The organism is Rania fehmarnensis (genome assembly GCF_056494185.1).
Genome location: NZ_CM151398.1, coordinates 7,977,205 through 7,992,737, shown reverse-complemented (window position 1 = coordinate 7,992,737; position 15,533 = coordinate 7,977,205). Strand labels below are relative to the sequence as shown.

Below are 15,533 nucleotides of genomic sequence, written 5' to 3'. Positions count from 1 at the left end.
ATTCAGGCGGTAAAGGGAATTGTTGTATGTCCGCAAAGTTGATCCACTATGCAAGCAAGTTTGCCAGTTGGCTTCTGCTACTGGCCAGTATCGCAGGCGTCAGCTTGCTGCTGATGGTCTTTGCCGGCCTGTTTCACTCTAAGGTCCAGCCCTCTGAGCAGACGCATTATGAGAAGTTACCTGCAGGCGCTCAGTTGGCCACTGCGCAGTTGGTGACGCAACCCAGATATGAATCCGCCATTGGCGCTATTCGCCCGGTTCACGAAGCCAATGTGGCTTCGAAGATTCTGGCGCGCGTGTTGGAGGTCAACGTAGTCGCTGGCAAGAGCGTTACCGCTGGCGAAGTGCTCGTGCGTTTGAGCGATGAAGAGCAGCAATCTCGAGTGCGGCAAGCCGAAGCCGATCGCGATTCACGCCGAGCAGAGTTTGACCTGGCCCGCGTTGAATTCGAGCGCGCCAAGCAACTGGTGCGGACTCAGGCTATCTCGCAATCCGAATACGATTCAGCTCGCACCAAATTGCAAACGACCGAAGCAAACCTCAATCGCTCCTCTCGCGCACTGGAGGAAGCCAAAGTATTCCTAGACTACACAACCGTGGTCGCCCCCTTTTCCGGGACGGTAGTCGACAAAGCTGTGCAAACTGGTGATACGGTCAGTCCCGGACAAACTCTGGTTACGCTGTACGATCCCACGCAAATGCAATTGGTTGCTAGCGTGCGCGAGTCGTTGGCGATGAAGTTAAAGGTCGGCCAGCAACTGCCAGCCGAACTAGAAGCTCTGGGCCTTAAGTGCTTTGCAACTGTCAGCGAAGTAGTCCCGAAAGCCGATACGTTCAGTCGTTCCTTCGACGTCAAAGTTACCGGGCAGTGTCCCGATGGAGTTTACAGCGGCATGTTCGGACGACTGCTGCTGCCGCTGGAAGATGAACAGTTGCTGCTCATCCCACAAGCGGCCATTCAGCGCGTCGGACAATTGACATTTGTTCAAGTTGCCACTGGGGATCGACTGTCGAGACGCTCAGTACAAATTGGACGGTTATTCTCCGACCAGTTCGAAGTGTTGTCTGGATTGCAAGCTGGTGAACAAGTTGTCGTTCCAGGTCTGGTGTCTGAAGGAACAGCCCAATGACTCGACATGCAAAACATGAACCAACCGATTTGTTGACATCGATCGTCCGCGCGTTTCTCGACTCGAATCTGTCGATCATCTTGATTCTGTTGTCGCTGATCGTGGGCGCCGCTGCGCTGTGGATTACGGCCCGCGAAGAAGATCCACAAATCGTAGTGCCCTTGGCCGATGTGTATGTGAACTTTCCTGGTCATTCAGCCTCGGAAGTCGAACAGCTAGTCTCGACTCCTTTGGAACGCATGCTCTACCAGATCGACGGAGTGGAGTATGTGTACAGCATGTCGCGCGATGATGCAGCGATCATCACGGTCCGCTTCTATGTGGGCCAGGATCGCGAACGGAGCCTGGTCAAACTATTCAAGAAGCTGAATGAGAACGCCAACGCGATTCCGACTGGTGTGACCGGTTGGGTGATGAAGCCCGTCGAAATCGACGACGTTCCAATCGTTACGTTGGCCATCACCGGCGCATCGGATAACAGCTACACGCTGCGTCGTGCGGGTGAAGAATTGGTTGAGCGACTATCGGTTGTGCCACAGGTCAGCCGCGCGTATGTCATAGGTGGACAACCACGTACAATTCGAATCGATCTCGACCCTGACCGTTTACAATCACGAAAACTGGGCATCACCGATGTACGTAACGCCGTGGAAATGTCCAACCTGGCCAGTAGCGCCGCCGCGTTTTCCAAGCTCGATCGCGAATTCCAAGTCAGCGTGCGGCCAAACCTGCAGACTGCCACTGATGTAGGCAATCTGGTGGTCGGTGTGTACGACGCTCGGCCGGTTTTGCTGCGAGATGTGGCTGATGTCATCGATGGTCCTAGCGAAGTCACCGACTATGTTCGCTATGGTTGGGGAGCTGCCAACGAATTCGAAAAGCACCCATCAACGCCAGGTTGGGTGCTTGGGCAGACACATGAATTCGATTCCGAATCATCTGGCGATAGCCACGACCATGGACCAGCCAAAGCGGTCGACTATTCGCGCCCTGCAGTAACGCTGGCGATTTCCAAGCAAAAAGGGGCCAATGCAGTGCGGGTCGCGGATGCCGTAGTTCGCGAAGCTACGCGTCTGCGTCACGAAGTGCTCCCCGGCGATATTGAACTGGTTGTAACCAGAAACAACGGTATCGTCGCCAACGAGAAAGTAAACGAGCTGATCGAAGCTCTCGGCGTAGCCATCATTATTGTGATCTTGTTGCTAACGTTCGGCTTGGGGTGGCGCGAAGCGTTTATCGTTTCCATCGCGGTACCAGTGGTATTCGGATTGACGTTAGCCGTGAACTTGATGTTTGGTTACACGATCAATCGCGTAACCCTGTTTGCATTGATTCTAGCGCTGGGGTTGTTAGTCGACGATCCGATCGTGGACGTGGAGAATATCGCTCGGCACTTCGAGCATCGCAAGAAAGCCACTCGCAAGATTGTGTTGGATGCTGTGTCCGAAATTCGGCCACCGCTGATTAGCGCGACCTTGGCGGTTATCGTCAGCTTCTTACCGATGTTCTTTATCACCGGCATGATGGGGCCATACATGTCGCCGATGGCCTTGAATGTGCCGGTAGCCATGCTGATGTCGATGGTGGTGGCCTTTACGATTACGCCGTGGCTGTCGTATCACGTGCTGACATGGGGTACCAAACTGATTCGCGCCGAAGACAAGCACAGCGCTTCCACGGATGCGGATACCGAAGCTGGGGCAATTAGCGAGGAGGCCTACGATCCGGCGGTGGTGCAGCAGTCATTTTTGTATCGTTTTTTCCGTCCCCTGATGTTGCCGCTGCTTAAGACTCGTTTTCGCGCGATCGCCTTTCTGATATTCATGGCAGCACTTACCGCCGGAGCGATGGGCTTGGGCGTGCTGCGCATGGTGCCGCTAAAGATGTTGCCCTTTGACAACAAGAATGAGATTCTCTTCCTGCTCGACATGGACGAAGGTACGACACTTGAACGGACCGACGCGGTGGTACGGGAAATGGAGTCGATCCTAGGTGCACAGCCCGAAGTGATCAACTATGTCAGTACAGTTGGCACCTCGGGCCCCATCGATTTCAATGGCATGGTGCGCCATTACTATCTGCGCAATCGTCCGCATCAAGCCGAAGTACGCGTCAACTTTGTAGGCAAGAAGAATCGCAAGCTGCAAAGCCATGGAATCGGTTTGCGCCTGCGCGACGAGTTAGATGCATTGGCCAAGAAGGTAAACGGCAAAATTCAGATCGTGGAACTACCGCCAGGACCTCCGGTGCTGGCCTCGCTGGTAGCCGAAGTGTATGGCAAAGAAGATAGCAGTTATCAAGAAGTGCTAGACGCCGCAGCTACCGTGGGACTGCGGATGAGTCGCGAACCCGGAGTGGTTGAGGTAGATGATGTTCGCGAAACGCCTATTACGAAAATGGTGTTCGAACCGGATCAAGAGAAGGCGGCGATTTCGGGAATCTCTGTTGCCGATATTTCCAACACAATTCGAATCGCGCTAGAGGGTGATACACAAACCAGTTTGCGAGTTGATGATGAACGCAATGCGCTCAAGCTGACGTTCCGCTTGCCGCGAGCCTTGCGTTCCAGTGCCGAGGGGCTGTCGCAGCTAAGCTTGCGAAGTGCTTCTGGACAACTTGTGCCCCTGCATGAATTGGGCAAGTGGTATACGGAAGCAGCTTCGCAGACTGTATATCACAAGAACCTGCAACGCGTGGCCTACGTGTTTGCTGAATGTGTAGGCCGACCGCCAGCTGAATGTGTGATCGATATTTTGAGCGATCAAAAGCCCAGTGGCCCGAATATGGTCGAAGATGACCAACCTGTACCGGTCTCGCAGCGCACTTTTATAAATAATGGCAGCGGTATCGACTGGCGCATTCCGGAGGATACAACCGTCACTTTTGCTGGGGAAGGTGAGTGGAAGATCACGCTGGATGTGTTCCGCGATTTAGGCCTGGCCTTTGGAGCTGCCATGCTGATGATCTATATCATCTTGGTTGCTCAAACAGGTTCGTTTTCCGTACCGGTGATCGTGATGTTGGCAATACCCTTGACAGCGCTGGGCGTAATGCCCGGGTTCTACATGCTGAGCGTTTTGTTCAGCCAACCGGTCGGCAATTACCCCGATCCAGTGTTTTTTACGGCCACGGCCATGATTGGGATGATCGCGCTGTCGGGTATTGTGACTCGTGACTCGATTATCTTGGTCGACTTCATGCAGCAATCGGTAGCTCGAGGTCGTCCGCTGTTTGATGCGATCTTGGAAAGCCGTGTAGTGCGCTTGCGACCAATTCTATTAACCGCGGGCGCTGCCTTGCTGTCCGCTGTTCCAATTACGCTTGATCCAATCTTTTCAGGCTTGGGTTGGTCGCTGATTTTTGGACTAATCGCCTCGACGGTCTTCACGCTGTTCGTCATCCCGGTGACCTATTGGCTGCTGACAGCCAAGCGTGAGCCGTGATCGGTTGACCACTAAGCCGAGGGCGTTAGCCTCGGTTGCTGCATCTAGTTGTCATGAACGTTGGGAAACCGAGGCTAACGCCGGCGGCTTTGTAACCTTTTCCACTTGTGTGGATCTAATGAAGAACAATGGAGAAGAGGGTCCGCCAGGGACGCTCTGTGTGTTTAGTGGTTTGGACTAGGAGTTTGTTCATGAATCGTCGATGGCTGTTGATTGCTTGTGGCATGGTTGCCTTGCTAGCGGGTCGTCTTGTGGCGGCGGATTTATCGCATACAAAGGACTCGTTGGATGTGGTCAAGACGCGGGTGGCGGAGAAGAAGGCCATCTTGGTTGATGTGCGGAGTGAGGATGAATGGAAAGATGGACATGTGAAGCAGGCGCTCCATTTGCCGGTGTCCGATCTCGGCAAGTTGAGCGAACAGCAATTGCGCGAGAAGCTACCCCAAGACAAGGTCATTTACACGCACTGTGCTGTTGGGCTGCGGGCCTTGAAGGCTGGCAAGCTGATTCAAAAGTACGGCTACGACATTCGGCCTCTGAAACCCGGTTACGACGAACTAGCCAAAGCCGGATTCGAAGTCGTGAAATGAGGTCAGTTGTTTCACACAGCACCAGTCGGTTAGCGTGTCGATATCGGCGGTAACGCTGTCGAGATTCAAGATCTCTACGCAATTCGCGGGCTGTGAACGTATCCACGCTTTCGCCCCGGTGTCGCCGTCTAATTCGCCAAGTTCCGATAGGCTACGATGGCGAAAACAAGCTGGCACCCCGGGGCCCTCTGCGTATGAAGTAGCTGCGACGAGCGTTGATTGTTGGTCGCCCAGGCTGTCGATCAACGCTCGATAGTGGCAGGCCGCCATCAAGGGCTGGTCGCATAAGGCCACTAGCAAGTTGTACGGAACGTCGATAGTTGCTCGGACATTCTTCAGCCCATAACGCAAGCTGCTGGCTTGACCAGCATGCCAACGAGTGTGTTCAACGAAAGTAATGAGTGAGTGGCCAGCATCGAAGCTATCGATCAGGGACTGACAGGCCGCCTTGCACTGCTGAGCGTGAGCGCCCAGTACAACTACGACGCGGGTACACCCAGCTGCCAGAAGTTGTTCGATGGTATGCACTACCAACGGACTTCCTTGCCAGGGCAGCAGTTGCTTGGGTTGTCCCAGCCGACTTGATCCTCCAGCCGCTAGCAACAAGGCGACTGTCTTGACGGTTGATGTCATTGTTCGAAGCCTGTGCCTGTTCAATGATACTCAGTTTCGGCTGGTGTAGAAACATTAGTATGGAACACGGGCGTGGCTTTGATTGCGTCTTGACCGACCTCGGCAACAGTTATTGACGGTCGACGAATCTCGAAGACTTGATGTGCCAATGGAGGATGCACTGAGCCAGATCGTTCGGTCAAACTCATACCCGTCTTACCATGTTCGAGAGCGACAAGTTCTGACATAATCGACAGAGCAATTTCCTCGGGCGTAACGGCTCCGATATCCAAGCCCACTGGACAGCGAATTCGATCAACTTGCTCTGCGGACAACATTTGTCCGCGGCGATAGAGTGCGGCGATCAGTTTCGCTAACCTGCGTTTTGATCCCAGCGTACCGATCGAGCCTACGGGTGCGGCCACGAGGATCGGCAGTAGCTGGAGATCGCTATTGAGATCATGCGTCATCAATAAGACGTGAGTGTGCGAGTCTGCTACTAGCGATTGGGCTAACGCTAGATAATCCCCTAAATGCACTTGTGCACCTGGGAACCGAAGCTGGGTTGTGGTCTCAGGGCGTTTGCCCACAACGCAGACTTCCCAGCCTAGACTGACCGCGGCTTGGACGACCGGCTGAACATCGTCGCCCGAGCCGAAAACGACAAGGCGTTTGGGAGGCTCAAGAATCTCGACAGACAGTTCAATAGCCTGCCGCTGCGCATCGAGTGTAGTAGCGGTGAAAGAGTCGCGTGTGTTGCGCAGCAGTTGTTGGAATACATCTCCGCCATGACCGACTGCGGGCGCGGAAGCCAAAAAGGCACCATCGCTGAACTGAATCAGACTGTCGCCTACACTAATGTCGTTCCACTGCGATCGATAGACCGTCAGTAGGCGCGCAGTCTGTCGATCTCGGGCAACTTGCGCGGCCATGCGGACAAAAAACGCATCTGCCCAATCCAGTGGTTGGCAGAGAATTGAAACAATACCATCGCAACCAGTGTTGTAACGCGTGGGCGAGATTGAATTGCCGCGTGTATCAAATGCGATCAGCTTCGGACTGTGCCGTGCTTCGGACCAGGCTCGACGTATGAGGTCCTTCTCCAAGCAACCGCCACTTATATAGCCGTTACGCTGGCCACCTTCGGTCAATAGCATCCGCGCGCCGACGCGACCATAGCCACTGCCTTGTAGACGCACAACCGAACACAGGATGCCTTTTTCTTTAGCGACTAACGCGGATTCAGCTAATTCGAGCAGTTTGAGCATAGGTGTGACTCTTTCTGGGCACGTGGACGCATCCACGTGTTTAGCGCATGACCAAGCGAGGCACGATCGGCAAGTGACGAATTCGTTTGCCTGTGGCGTTGTAAACGGCATTGGCAATGGCGGCAGCGACACCTGTGATGCCAATCTCACCGATTCCCTTAGCACCGATGGGCGAGGCATTGAAATCAGGCACCTCAGTCCACATCACATCGATGAAGGGAATATCGGCATTGACCGGCACATGGTATTCCGCCAGGTTGTCGTTCGTGATTCGCCCCAGTCGATGATCCCATTTGACTTCTTCATACAAAGCATGACCGACACCCATAATCATCGCGCCCAGGAACTGGCTGCGGGCTGTCTTGGCGTTCAAGATGGTGCCACAAGCGAAACTGCCGAGCATTCTGCGGACCCGTACCAAGCCAAAGTCTTCATCAACTGCCACTTCGACAAATTGAGCGCCGAATGAATGGTTCGAAGTCTGCGTGTCTTGCTTCATCGGCATCTTGCCGCTGGCTTCCAACGTTTGTTTATTGGCGATTTGAAGCAGTTGGGACCATGAGGTTTGGTCGTTGGTGGTTACCAACTGACCCTTTTGGAATTTGATTTCGTCGGCGTCCACTGCGCGGAGCGGTGATTCCTTAGGGAGCAGCTGCAGAAGCTTGCCCTTGAGTTCCTCGACTGCATAACGCACTGCCGCGCCTACGCTGAGGGCAGTGGTGCTGCCTCCGGATACACCACCGGCCGGTAAATCACTGTCGCCAAGTTTCATCGTCACCTTATCGACTTCGATGCCCAGCATATCGGCAAGCAGTTGGCACTGAACTGTTTCGGTGCCGGTCCCAATTTCCTGGGTGCAGCAGTCGATGTGGGCAGTGCCATCGTCTTTGATAGTGACTTTGGCTTCGGTAGCAAAAGCGATGGATGGATAAGTTGCGGCCGCCATGCCCACTCCGATCAGCCAGTTTCCCTCTCGTCGTTGACCAGTCTTACTCGATCGATCTTTCCAGCCGAAACGTTCGGCGCCTGCTTGCATGCAAGCGACCAGATGTCGACCGCTAAAAGGCTTGTCCTGGTGAATGTCTTTGGCTGGTTCGTTGAGGATGCGCAGCTGGATCGGGTCCATGTCGAGCTTCACTGCCAATTCGTCGATGGCCGATTCCAGGGCGTACATGCCTGGAGTTTCAGCAGGGGCGCGCATGAAGGTGGGGACTTGCATGTTCAAGCGACATTGCGTCTGCGCCAGTCGAAGAGCTTCCGTGTGATACATCATACGCGTAGCCATCGTAAAGGCTTCCGCGTATTCGTCTTTGATGGCCGTAGCCGCTACTCCTTCGTGGATGATGGCTTGGATGTGGCCATCGCGCCGCGCCCCAATGGCAACTCGCTGTTTCATCGGAGTGCGTTGGCCAGTACCGCCGTACATCTGTTCACGCGACATGACCACCTTGACGGGGGCTCCGACCACTCGACTACAAAAACAGGCGAGCAGAGCTTGTGGCCATGAGAGTCCCTTAGAACCAAACGCCCCGCCTACATAGGGACAGATGACACGAACTTGGCTGAGTTGTAAACCAAAGACCTTCGCGTATGTATTGCGAGCTGCGGCGATACTCTGCGTCGCCTCGTACACCGTCAAAAACGGTTGGCCATCTTTGGTCGACCACTGAGCGATCGTGGCATGTGGCTCGATCGGGTTATGATAGTTGCCTTGCAAATCATATTCGACATCGATCGAAGTCTCAGCAGACTGTAGTAAACTGTTGGCGTCTTGAATTTCGATTACTGGCGGTGCGCCCATGAGCGATTTGGGTCGTTCGTCGGCTGGAGCTTGATGAATATCGGTTACGTGCGCCGTGCTTTCCGTTTCGATGCGCACCAGGTAGGCCGCGTCGCGTGCGTTTTCAAAAGAGTCGGCGACGACGGCGGCCAGGAATTGACCCGCAAAGAAGACCTCCTTTTCGGCCGCGGGAAACAGTTTGGAATGAGCGTTTGTTTGGAACTTGCTTTCGCTGGCCGTGGCTACCCGTGTGAACTCTGGAATGTTGCCGGGAGTGATAAGGCGTTTGACTCCAGGCATGCGCTCGGCGGCTTGCGAGTCCACAGCCAGAAATCGGCCGGCTGCGATGGGGCTGGTTATTGGGACCGCGTACAACAAATCTTCGATGGGCCACTCTGCCGCAAAACGAGCTGTGCCCGTAACTTTCTCACGACCGCCGCGGCGCACCAGGGGTTGGCCGACATTGGCGCCGAGCGTTATGGGTTTGTATGTAGGCGAACTCATGTTTGTCCTCTCCGAGTTTGCAACGACGCGTAGGAATTGTTCTTAGGAATCGCGACCATGCTGGAAGGCCCAGAGGTCACGATCGGTCGGAGTGCCCTGGTCGCGCAGCGTCTGCAAGGCTCGAACGAGAACACGTTTGCCCAGTGTGCGCTTGTATTCCAGCCCACTGGGCGGTTGGGCATCACCCAAGGCGGCTTCGGCAGCCTGGGCAAACACATCATCGGTGGCCGCTTGACCTTGCAGTGCCTTCTCCGCTGCGGGGCTGGGCCAAGGTATGGTCGCTAGTCCCCCCAGTGCCACGCGAGCGCTTATTATCTTGGCTTGCTGGCCTTGACCTTCAAGTTCTAAACCGACGGCCGCACTGGCCAAAGCAAAAGCGTAACTGCTACGATCGCGAATCTTCAAATACATGCTTTGACGACTGGCAGCCGTAACGGGAATCGAAACACCAACGATTAGTTCCTGGTTTCGTAGAACGGTGCTGTAGGTGTCTTGGTCTTTTGGTTCCACAAAGAAGTCACGAGCAGCCACAGTGCGTTCGTCTTGGCTGGAACGTAAATGCAGCTGACAGTTCAGGGCAGCCAGGGCGATAGCCAAGTCCCCGGGGTACGTGCCCAGCAAGCGACCATGATGACCCAAGATAGCCATCAACGACAGATCGACACCCTGCGTAGTATTTTCAAGTTCATTGGACTGCCATGGCGCGTCTGGGAAGTCGATATGTCGAAAATAAGGCGACCGCGTACGTTGCAGAAGATTACCACCGATAGTAGCCATGTTGCGAATTTGCGGTGAAGCTGCCAGCAACAGCGCCTGCTTGACGGCAGGCAACAAGCGCCCGATCAGTTTATGATCAGCGACTTGAGCCATTGTGCAGCCGGCTCCGATATAGACGTTCGTTTCCCGCTCCTCGATCGTTGTATCGAGTAGCGGCTTGATCGAGATCACTTTCGACGGGGTGAGCACGTTCAGCTTCATCAAGTCGACCATGGTCGTGCCACCAGCTAGGTACATTGCTTGTGAGTCGTCATGGCTCTGCAGCGCGTCTTCAAGACTTGATGGCGCGGAGAATTGGAACGGTTTCATCAATGACTCCTGGGGCTAAGATACATCGAAGCGCGTGACCTGAGTTACTGGATCAGAAACCGGTTCAATACCGGCTGCTTGACGAACCGCAGACACGATGTTGGGGTAGGCTGAACAGCGACAGAGATTACCGCTCATCCACTCACGAGTCTCTTCGACAGATTGCTGAACGTGACCTTCCTGGATGCAGCCGATGCCGGACATAATCTGCCCTGGAGTGCAATAGCCGCACTGATACGCGTCGCATCGCAAGAAAGCTTCTTGCAGTGGATGCAGCTCATCGCCGCGGGCGATTCCTTCGATAGTTGTCACTTGCTTACCACTTAACGTGGCAGCCAGGGTTAAGCATGACAGGACACGTTGGCCATCAAGGAGCACCGTACATGCACCACAAGCACCTTGGTCGCACCCCTTCTTGGTCCCAGTCAACTGCAGTTGCTCGCGAAGCAAATCGAGCAGCGTAGTCCTTGAATCGATTTCTAACTTCACAGTCTGATTGTTTAGTTTGAATTCAACGCTCATCGTGTGCGTAGTTAGGTTGTCATTTGAATCAGCTTGACTGCCCGCAGTGGAACCACCGACGCTGGCCGCCGAAGCGCCAGCAATCAATCCAGCTTCTTTGATAAAGTCTCGCCGCCCGATGCCACTTTGATTGCTCATCGTCCATGCCCATGGTGTGATTCGAAGCCAAACAATCATGAATACGCAATGCAATCACCGTACCAACGTCAGTGAGCTCTGCCAGGCTTCGCCTGTAGCCGATCTCGCCAGAGATTGGAAATGGATCGGTCAAGGGACTCGCCCCTCCCGAATCTCGCTACGGCTCGATTCGACCTCCCCAAGGCGAAGCCTTGGAGAGGTGACTGTCACCTCTCCCGCGAAGCGGGGGAGGTCGCAGACGAGGCGTTTAGCCTTCGTCTGCGGGAGGGGGCACTGCGCCAGGCAAGACTCCGGCGGTACTAACCACCTCCACTGCCCAGACCCCTCCCGAATCTCGCAAAGCCTCGATTCGACCTCCCCAAGGCGAAGCCTTGGAGAGGTGACTGTCACCTCTCCCGCGAAGCGGGGGAGGTCGCAGACGAGGCGTTTAGCCGAAGTCTGCGGGAGGGGGCACTGCGCTAGGCAAGACTCCTGCGGTACTAACCACCTCCACTGCCCAGACCCCTCCCGAATCTCGCAAAGCCTCGATTCGACCTCCCCAAGGCGAAGCCTTGGAGAGGTGACTGTCACCTCTCCCGCGCAGCGGGGGAGGTCGCAGACGAGGCGTTTAGCCGAAGTCTGCGGGAGGGGGCACTGCGCTAGGCAAGACTCCGGCGGTACTAACCACCTCCACTGCCCAGACCCCTCCCGAATCTCGCTACCATGCTCTATGCGTGGAGAGGTGACTTATAGATCAGCAACCGCAATGCATTGGCGACGACGACCAACGTTGAGCCTTCATGGAGGACAACGGCTGGGCCCAGTGAGAGGCCCAGCGTGGTAGCGGGTACTAGGAACGCGACCATGCCTAAGCTGATCCACAGGTTTTGTCGAATGATGGCGCGCGTTTGCCGACTGAGGCCAACTGCAAATGGCAAGTGATTGAGATCATCGGCCATTAATGCAACGTCGGCTGTTTCGAGCGCGACATCGCTTCCGGCGGCACCCATTGCAATTCCAACGGTGGCGCCAGCCATGGCGGGCGCGTCGTTGACTCCATCGCCGACCATGGCCACTCCACCTTGCCTGCCCAGCGACTGAATGAAACGCACCTTGTCATCGGGCATCAGATCGCCATGCGCCTCCTCGATGCCTACGCTGCGAGCAACAGCTTGAGCCACTTGTTGATGATCACCTGAGAGCATTAACATCCGCTGGATGCCAAGCTGCTTTAGCACGCTGACAACACCAGCAGCGGATGAACGCGGCGTGTCCATCACTCCCAAGACACCCAAGTATTGATTGCCCTGTCGGACGATCATCGTGGTGCGCCCCTCTGCCTTTAGTTGGTCAACCGTTTGGCGAATCTCAGGTGGTAACTCCGCGGATTGGTCGGTGAACAAGTTCTCTTTGCCAATGGCCACCGGCTGACCATCCACTAGAGCTCGTACACCGCGGCCGATGACTCCTTCCAAACTCTGAGCAAGGGGTATGACCGCATTGCCGAGTTGTGCCTTGGCGTCGCGGACGATAGCTGAGGCCAGCGGATGGTCGCTCAGGGTTTCAACGGCTACGGCAACGCTCAACAACTTTTCACGCGTGATGCCGGGCATCGGCAGGACATCGGTCAAGCGAGGCTTGCCCTCGGTAAGCGTGCCGGTTTTGTCGAAGGCGATTACATTGACCGATCCTAAACTTTCAAGAGGGCCACCACCTTTGATGAGCACTCCACCGCGGGCGGCTCTGGCGATCCCGCTCAGTACAGCGCTAGGAGTCGAGATAGCCAGCGCACATGGGCTGGCAGCCACCAACACGGACATAGCGCGATATAGTGACGCCGAAAAAGTTTCGTCGATGATCAGCCAGGCGAACAGCAGCAACACATCAAACGCTAGGACCGCAGGTACAAAGTACTTTTCGATGTGACGCGTAAGCGTTTGAGTCGGCGAGACGCGTGTTTCTGCTTCGCTGACCAGCTTGACGATGCGGCTGAGTGTATTGTCGGCGGCTGTTTTGGTCACCTGGATCTCCAGTGCCCGCGTGCCATTGATTGTGCCTGCGTACACGCGATGTTCGGCGGATACTTGTTCGGGATGCCCGCTTGCTTGCTGCACATCATCTACAGGACTTTTATCTACAGGTACACTTTCGCCAGTCACGGGCGCTTGATTGACACTGCTCGTGCCTTGCACCACAAATCCGTCGGCTGAGATGCGTTCGTTGGGTTTGACGCTAACGACTTCGCCGACTTGCAGGTCTTCCACCGCCACATCCACCCATTGGCCGCTGCGTCGTACATGGGCTGTGGCGGGTGCCAACTGGGTGAGTGCTTCGATAGCGCGTTTCGCGCGGCCCATGGCGTAGCTTTCCAACGCATGTCCAATGCTGAAAAGGAAGAGCAGCAAGGCACCTTCAGCCCATTTACCTAGATACGCTGCGCCAGCGGCTGCCAAGAGCATGAGCGAGTCAATCTCGAACTTGCCAACCCACAAACGCTCGAAAGCCTCGCGCAGCATAAAACCGCCTGCCAGCAGATAGGCGGTGATGTAAAGTCCGATTGAAATGGCCGCAGGTACCGAAGCTGAAAATGAAATCAGCCATCCCACTAACACACATGCGCCGGCCAAGACGGCACACACCAGTTCGATGTCGAGACCGCTAGCAGTGGTATGCCGATGCCGGTCGCAGCAACCTGCCGCGCCATGTGGATGTTCACCCGCATGGCCTGTATGCCGGTGGCCAGCATGTGGCGTGACATCAGAATGGGAGGAAAACGCGTGCGATTGAATTGCGGCTATTTGCTCGCGCAGTTCCTCGTCGGTTACCAGGTTCTTGTCGTATTCAATGCGCACGGTGCCGTCGGCAGCGACGACTGCTTCCAGCACTCCAGGCAGATTGCCCAGTTTCTCGCCGCGTAACGTCGCCAGGCGCGCGTCCATGGGTGGTGTACGGTCGAGGAAATGACCATATTTGTTTTCGATCGATAGACCCGCGCGCCGCGCGTACTCCTGCAGCTCCGAAAGCGAGACCTGTTGCCGATCGAAATGGATACAGAATTGAGAAGTTGCCACTGAGTCAGATACCCGCGTCATATGAACGTGGCTGACTCCCTGCTTGGCTTGCAGCATTTCTTCGAGACGTCCAATGCAGCTGTCCTGCTGATCTTGGACGTGCGGCAGTAGCACAGCCAAGTCAATGCATTCTTTATCGTTCATCGATGTACTTCATAATCAAGATCATGCGGTAACCAAGGCCTCCATTGAGAGCAGGCGAAGTCGATTTGATCACAACTGCATCAAAATGACATGGTGAAATATTAGCCGCACAGCCCGCGCCTTGAAGAAATCGTGTGTTTCCTGGGTTTTCTGCAAACTCTTTTTCAAGTTTTAACATTGGTACAGGGAGTGCCAACACTTCATGCACGTTCTTCACTTTGAGGAAGCGCTGGCGACAAACCTCCGAACAACTCTGGGAGTGTACGATGAAGGATCTGCTGTTGGTAGTCGGTGCGGTGATGCTATTGGGTGGAGTGAATCAAGTGGGCCAAGCTCAGCAGCCCTATCACGGGCCGGCCTACGGAGCCAATTATCAACGACCGTTTTATCCAAGTCCCTATAACGCAACCTTCGGTGGTCTGGGCTACGCAGCGCCCGCTTATCCGCCTAGGTTTGCACCGACAATTGTGCATCCCAGAGCCAATTATGGTTCCAGTTACAGTCCTCGAGGGTGGAGCGGTTATCCAAACGGTTTTCCCAATTCCAATCGCTATGAAAGCTATCCTAACTCAGCCCGACACGGTTCACATCATGGACATCAGCACCACTCACACCAGCACCATCAGCACCAACATCAACACCAGGCACCGCAGCCTGATTATCAGTCGCATCCTTGGCATCCTGGCCACTACTTGTTTGGAATTTAGATCTTAGCCTCCCGAAGTTGAGGCGCGATCGCTGACTAGCGAATGCTCTTGCTTCGCGATAGGTGAATGGCTATCGCGGAGTGGGAGGCGATTGAGGAAGTGGTTTTGGCGGCGAAGGGAACAGGGAGAGATGGGGAGATGGGGCTGCCTTTCGCGGAGCGAAAGGAGACAAAGCAGCCTTGACCCGATAATTTAACTAAGCGATATTGGCGCTAACCGGTTCAAGTCGAGGATATCAGATTGTTGGCTGCGTGTTTTAGAATTGTGATGCTGCTTTCCTTCACTGCACACGCAGTGCTGGGTTGCTGCATGCACCATCAACACCACTTGTGCAATCCGGGGATTCTGTTTTCCAGCCAGGCAGCCAAAGTTTCCAGCCCGGTTGTGAAGTTGGTCGGTCATCACTGTTGCCAACACCACACGGAACGAACTTCTAGTGAATCCGTGCCATTACCAGCGGCGCCCAGTCATGAACCAGACTGCGACCAGCCGTCGTGTTCGTACCTGGTCACTGATTGCGGACTAACCAATCCGAAACTGCTAGATCTGGATTTGAGTT

The 15,533-nt window shown here is 55.0% G+C and carries 11 protein-coding genes; 4 read left to right on the top strand and 7 right to left on the bottom strand.

Features of this window, described 5'->3' with window-relative positions; all coding sequences use genetic code 11:
• Positions 1-26: 26 nt before the first annotated feature.
• The 3 genes from SH573x_RS27160 to SH573x_RS27150 all read left to right on the top strand — a co-directional run bounded on the left by SH573x_RS27160 (position 27) and on the right by SH573x_RS27150 (position 5,163).
• Entirely contained in the window at positions 27-1,130 is a 1,104-nt protein-coding gene (locus SH573x_RS27160; RefSeq protein ID WP_479351198.1) for an efflux RND transporter periplasmic adaptor subunit, read from the top strand.
• Complete coding sequence (locus SH573x_RS27155; RefSeq protein ID WP_479351197.1) at positions 1,127-4,573, top strand: efflux RND transporter permease subunit; 3,447 nt, start codon at positions 1,127-1,129, stop codon at positions 4,571-4,573. The genes SH573x_RS27160 and SH573x_RS27155 overlap by 4 nt, the downstream gene beginning before the upstream one ends.
• A gap of 191 nt (positions 4,574-4,764) precedes the next feature.
• Positions 4,765-5,163: a rhodanese-like domain-containing protein gene (locus SH573x_RS27150; RefSeq protein WP_479351196.1), complete on the top strand. Its 399-nt coding sequence runs from the start codon at positions 4,765-4,767 to the stop codon at positions 5,161-5,163.
• Here the strand turns inward: SH573x_RS27150 and SH573x_RS27145 are convergent.
• The 7 genes from SH573x_RS27145 to SH573x_RS27115 all read right to left on the bottom strand — a co-directional run bounded on the left by SH573x_RS27145 (position 5,131) and on the right by SH573x_RS27115 (position 14,475).
• Entirely contained in the window at positions 5,131-5,796 is a 666-nt protein-coding gene (locus SH573x_RS27145) for a nucleotidyltransferase family protein (RefSeq protein WP_479351195.1), read from the bottom strand. The genes SH573x_RS27150 and SH573x_RS27145 overlap by 33 nt on opposite strands.
• Before the next feature lie 20 nt (positions 5,797-5,816).
• A complete protein-coding gene (locus tag SH573x_RS27140; protein ID WP_479351194.1) occupies positions 5,817-7,043 on the bottom strand; it encodes an XdhC family protein in 1,227 nt (408 codons plus the stop codon).
• 40 nt (positions 7,044-7,083) lie between these two features.
• Positions 7,084-9,327 (bottom strand): xanthine dehydrogenase family protein molybdopterin-binding subunit, encoded by a 2,244-nt coding sequence (locus SH573x_RS27135; RefSeq protein ID WP_479351193.1) that lies wholly within the window; start codon positions 9,325-9,327, stop codon positions 7,084-7,086.
• 42 nt (positions 9,328-9,369) lie between these two features.
• A complete protein-coding gene (locus SH573x_RS27130) occupies positions 9,370-10,413 on the bottom strand; it encodes an FAD binding domain-containing protein (RefSeq protein WP_479351192.1) in 1,044 nt (347 codons plus the stop codon).
• A 15-nt stretch (positions 10,414-10,428) separates the two neighbouring features.
• On the bottom strand, positions 10,429-11,073 hold the full coding sequence (locus tag SH573x_RS27125; protein ID WP_479351191.1) for a (2Fe-2S)-binding protein: 645 nt from the start codon (positions 11,071-11,073) through the stop codon (positions 10,429-10,431).
• 707 nt (positions 11,074-11,780) lie between these two features.
• Entirely contained in the window at positions 11,781-14,267 is a 2,487-nt protein-coding gene (locus tag SH573x_RS27120) for a heavy metal translocating P-type ATPase (protein ID WP_479351190.1), read from the bottom strand.
• Positions 14,257-14,475 carry a hypothetical protein gene (locus tag SH573x_RS27115; protein ID WP_479351189.1) on the bottom strand — a complete coding sequence of 73 codons (219 nt, stop codon included), beginning with the start codon at positions 14,473-14,475 and terminating at the stop codon, positions 14,257-14,259. The genes SH573x_RS27120 and SH573x_RS27115 overlap by 11 nt, the downstream gene beginning before the upstream one ends.
• A 58-nt stretch (positions 14,476-14,533) precedes the next feature.
• Here SH573x_RS27115 and SH573x_RS27110 point away from each other — a divergent pair, with 58 nt between their 5' ends.
• Entirely contained in the window at positions 14,534-14,974 is a 441-nt protein-coding gene (locus tag SH573x_RS27110) for a hypothetical protein (RefSeq protein WP_479351188.1), read from the top strand.
• The last annotated feature ends 559 nt before the right edge of the window (positions 14,975-15,533 follow it).

Bases quoted from the DNA above. Each gene is read 5' to 3' on its own strand.
- SH573x_RS27150 (WP_479351196.1), top strand. From the start codon at position 4,765: ATGAATCGTCGATGGCTGTTGATTGCTTGTGGCATGGTTGCCTTGCTA.
- SH573x_RS27135 (WP_479351193.1), bottom strand. From the start codon at position 9,327: ATGAGTTCGCCTACATACAAACCCATAACGCTCGGCGCCAATGTCGGC.
- SH573x_RS27120 (WP_479351190.1), bottom strand. From the start codon at position 14,267: ATGAACGATAAAGAATGCATTGACTTGGCTGTGCTACTGCCGCACGTC.
- SH573x_RS27145 (WP_479351195.1), bottom strand. From the start codon at position 5,796: ATGACATCAACCGTCAAGACAGTCGCCTTGTTGCTAGCGGCTGGAGGA.
- SH573x_RS27110 (WP_479351188.1), top strand. From the start codon at position 14,534: ATGAAGGATCTGCTGTTGGTAGTCGGTGCGGTGATGCTATTGGGTGGA.
- SH573x_RS27130 (WP_479351192.1), bottom strand. From the start codon at position 10,413: ATGAAACCGTTCCAATTCTCCGCGCCATCAAGTCTTGAAGACGCGCTG.
- SH573x_RS27155 (WP_479351197.1), top strand. From the start codon at position 1,127: ATGACTCGACATGCAAAACATGAACCAACCGATTTGTTGACATCGATC.
- SH573x_RS27125 (WP_479351191.1), bottom strand. From the start codon at position 11,073: ATGAGCAATCAAAGTGGCATCGGGCGGCGAGACTTTATCAAAGAAGCT.
- SH573x_RS27160 (WP_479351198.1), top strand. From the start codon at position 27: ATGTCCGCAAAGTTGATCCACTATGCAAGCAAGTTTGCCAGTTGGCTT.
- SH573x_RS27140 (WP_479351194.1), bottom strand. From the start codon at position 7,043: ATGCTCAAACTGCTCGAATTAGCTGAATCCGCGTTAGTCGCTAAAGAA.